Origin of the sequence: Micromonospora sp. NPDC006766 (assembly GCF_040636055.1) — a bacterium.
Taxonomy (GTDB): domain Bacteria; phylum Actinomycetota; class Actinomycetes; order Mycobacteriales; family Micromonosporaceae; genus Micromonospora.
Window position 1 is genome coordinate 1 of sequence record NZ_JBEYIX010000115.1, and the last position, 4066, is coordinate 4066.

Here is a 4066-nt window from a genome sequence, read left to right on the forward strand (position 1 = left end):
CGATGCGGTATGGGGTGGTGCCGGGGTCGTTGCATGTGGATGAGCCGTCGCCGATGGTGGATTGGTCGGCGGGTGATGTGCGGCTGGTGACGGAGGCGATCGACTGGCCGGCGGTGGATCGGCCTCGGCGGGCGGCGGTGTCGTCGTTCGGGTTGAGTGGCACCAACGCGCACGTCATCGTCGAGCAGCTAGCCGCGCCCGCCACGCCGGCGGAGGCCGAGCCGGAATCGGTGTTGCTGCCGGTCGCGCTTTCCGGCCGTACGCCGGGTGCGGTGGCCGGGGCGGCGGTCAAGCTGGCCGCCGTGGCGGCCGGGCCCCTCGCCGATGTGGCCTGGTCCTCGTTCATGACCCGCGCCGCGCTGGAGCACCGCCTGGTGGTGCTGGCCACCGGCACCGGCGACCTGCGACGCAGGCTGGCCGACGGAGACGGGATCACCGGCACGGTCGTGTCGGGTTCGGTGGCGTTCCTGTTCACTGGTCAGGGTTCGCAGCGGCTGGGTATGGGCCGTGACCTGCACAAGCGTTTCCCGGTGTTCGCGGAGGCGTTCGACGCGGCAGTCGCCGCGACCGGTCTGCCCGTGTCCGAGATCGCCTGGGGCGACGACGGTGACCTGCTGGCGCGGACGGTGAACACGCAGGCGGCGGTGTTCGCGTTCGAGGTGGCGTTGTTCCGACTCCTCGAATCCTTCGGTGTACGCCCGGACTACCTGGCGGGGCATTCGATCGGTGAGATCGCCGCAGCCCACGCCGCCGGGGTGCTGTCGCTGGCCGACGCGGGCCGCCTGGTCGGGGCTCGTGGCCGCCTCATGCAGGCACTGCCCACGGGCGGGGTGATGATCGCGGTCGCCGCCCCCGAGTCTGCGGTGCTGCCCCTGCTCACCGGCGGGGTCGATATCGCCGCCGTGAACGGACCCGCCTCGGTGGTGCTGTCGGGTGTCGAGGACGCGGTGCAAGCCGTGGTGGACCAGTTGGGGGTGAAGGCGACCCGCCTGAACACCTCGCACGCGTTCCACTCGCACCTGATGGAACCGATGCTGGACGAGTTCACCCAGATCGTGTCCACCCTGTCGTTCCACCCGCCGCAGATCCCGGTGGTCACGGCCGGTGAGGTGACTGACCCGGCCTACTGGGTCGCGCACGTGCGGGACACGGTCCGCTTCGCCGACGTGATCGGTGATCTGGCCGGTCGGGGTGTGACCACGTTCCTGGAAGTCGGGCCGGATGCCACCCTGACCGGGCTGGGCCGGCAGATCACCGACGACGCGGTCTTCATCAACCTGCAACACCGCACCCGCCCGGAAGAGACCGAACTGCTCACCGGCCTGGCCACCGCCTGGACCCGCGGCACCACCATCGACTGGACCCCACTGCTGGCCGGCGGACGGCGGGTGGACCTACCCACCTACGCCTTCGACCGGCGGCGTTTCTGGATGTCCCACGAGACCGGCGCCCGTACCGTCCCGGTGGCCGTCGCACCGGTCGAGGACACCGCCGACCCGAACGACCTGCGCCGCGAACTGGCCGCGCTGCCGGCCGGCGACGGCGACCGGATGCTGCTGCGCCTGGTCCGCAGGCACGTGGCAGCGGTGCTGGGCCACGACTCGATCGAGGACATCGCACCGGACCGCCCGTTCAAGGAACTCGGGTTCGACTCCAACGCCGCGGTCGAGCTGCGTAACCGGCTCAACTCCGCTGTCGGGGTCACGCTGCCGGCCACGCTGGTCTTCGACCACCCGACGTCGGAGGCGGTCGCCGCGCTGGTGCGCGACCTGCTCTCCCCGCGCGCGGCCGACCCGGTCGCGACCGTGCTCGCCGAGGTCGACCGGCTGGACGCATTGCTGGAGGGGGCCGAGGTGACCGGCGGCCGGGCCCGGGTCACCACCCGGATCGAGGCGCTGCTGCGCCGCTGGCAGCGCGGCGCGGAGAGCACCGGCCGTGAGACGCCTGACGACAACCTCGACCTGGACTCCGCCACCGATGACGAGTTGTTCGCCGCCCTCGACGACGAACTCGGCCTCGGCGGCTTCTCCGACACCGACCGCGCCGAGATTGGTTGATCTGCGATGGCAAACGACGACAAACTTCGTGACTACCTCAAACGCGCCACGGCAGAGCTACAGCAGACCCGGCGGCGGCTGCACGAGATCGAGGAAGACGCCCGGGAACCCATCGCCATCATCGCGATGAGCTGCCGCTTCCCCGGTGGGGTCAGCACCCCGGAGGAGCTGTGGGAGCTGGTCGCCGAGGGCCGCGACGGGATCACCGAGTTCCCGGTGAACCGGGGCTGGCCCACCGACCTCTACGACCCGGAGCCGGCCACGCCCGGCAAGTCGTACTCCCGGGAGGGCGGCTTCCTGCACGACGCCGGCGACTTCGACGCGGACTTCTTCAAGATCAGCCCGCGCGAGGCCGCCGACACCGACCCGCAGCAGCGACTGCTGCTGGAGACGTCGTGGGAAGCCTTCGAACGGGCCGGCATCGACCCGCTGTCGCTGCGTGGTGGCCGGGTCGGAGTGTTCACCGGCGTGGTCTACCACGACTACGGGGTCGGCGGCAGCACCGGCGGGCTGGCCAGCGTGGTCTCCGGTCGGGTCGCGTACAGCCTGGGGTTGGAGGGCGCCGCCGTCACGGTCGACACCGCCTGCTCGTCCTCGCTGGTGGCGCTGCACTTCGCGATGCAGTCGCTGCGGACCGGGGAGTGCACCCTGGCCCTGGCCGGCGGCGTGACCGTGATGTCCACCCCGGCCTCGTTCATCGGCTTCAGCCAGCAGCGCGGGCTGGCGCCGGACGGGCGGTGCAAGGCGTACGCCGACGCCGCGAACGGGACCGGTTGGGGCGAGGGCGTCGGCCTGCTGCTGCTGGAGCGGCTGTCGGACGCCCGCCGCAACGGACACGAGGTGCTGGCCGTGGTCCGCGGCTCGGCGATCAACCAGGACGGGGCCAGCAACGGGCTGACCGCCCCGAACGGGCCGTCGCAACAGCGGGTGATCGAGGCGGCGCTCGCCTCGGGCGGGTTGACCGCGGCGGAGGTGGACGCGGTCGAGGGACACGGCACCGGGACCACGTTGGGGGACCCGATCGAGGCGCAGGCGCTGCTGGCGACGTACGGGCAGGGCCGGCCGGCGGACCGGCCGCTGTGGCTGGGCTCGATCAAGTCGAACATCGGGCATGCCCAGGCCGCGGCCGGGGTCAGCGGCATCATCAAGATGGTCCAGGCCATTCGGCACGGGGTCCTGCCGCCCAGCCTGCACATCGACGCCCCGTCCTCGGTGGTGGACTGGAACGCCGGCAACCTCCGGCTGCTCACCGAAAGCGTGCCGTGGCCGGACAACGGCCACCCGCGCCGGGCCGCGGTCTCGTCGTTCGGCCTGAGCGGCACGAACGCCCACGTCATTCTTGAGCAGGCGCCGGCGGTCGAGGAAACGCCGAGCAAGGTCGCGGATCAGGCCGGGCCGCTTCCGGTTGCGGTCTCCGCGCGTACGGCCGCAGCGCTGACCGCGCAGCTCGGCCGGTGGCACGCCCACCTTGCGGGGCTGCCCGAGGTGTCGGTGTTGGACGTGGCGTACTCGTCGTTCGCGACGCGGGCGGCGCTGGCGCATCGCACGGTGGTGCTGGCCTCGTCTCGGGAGGAGTTGCTGGCCGGGCTCGCCGCGGACGAGCAACCGATCACCGGCACGGTGATCTCGGGTTCGGTGGCGTTCCTGTTCACTGGTCAGGGTTCGCAGCGGCTGGGTATGGGTCGTGACCTGTACAAGCGTTTCCCGGTGTTCGCGGAGGCGTTCGACGCGGCAGCGGCGGCGACGGGTTTGCCGGTGTCGGATGTCGCCTGGGGCGACGACGGTGACCTGCTCGGGCAGACCGTCAATACGCAGGCGGTGGTGTTCGCGTTCGAGGTGGCGTTGTTCCGGCTTCTCGAATCCTGGGGTGTCCGCCCGGACTACCTGGCGGGGCATTCGATCGGTGAGATCGCCGCAGCCCACGCCGCCGGGGTGCTGTCGCTGGCCGACGCGGGACGTCTGGTCGGGGCTCGTGGCCGCCTCATGCAGGCACTACCCACGGGCGGGGT

Annotated in this window: 2 protein-coding genes; both read left to right on the plus strand. The window is 71.7% G+C overall.

Annotation, left to right across the window (positions count from 1 at the left end):
• On the plus strand, window positions 1–2057 hold a 2057-nt coding region (locus ABZ671_RS32475; RefSeq protein ID WP_357865324.1), incomplete at its 5' end, for an acyltransferase domain-containing protein.
• 6 nt (window positions 2058–2063) lie between these two features.
• Window positions 2064–4066, plus strand: a 2003-nt coding sequence (locus ABZ671_RS32480) for a type I polyketide synthase (RefSeq protein ID WP_357865327.1), incomplete at its 3' end; no start/stop codon positions are given.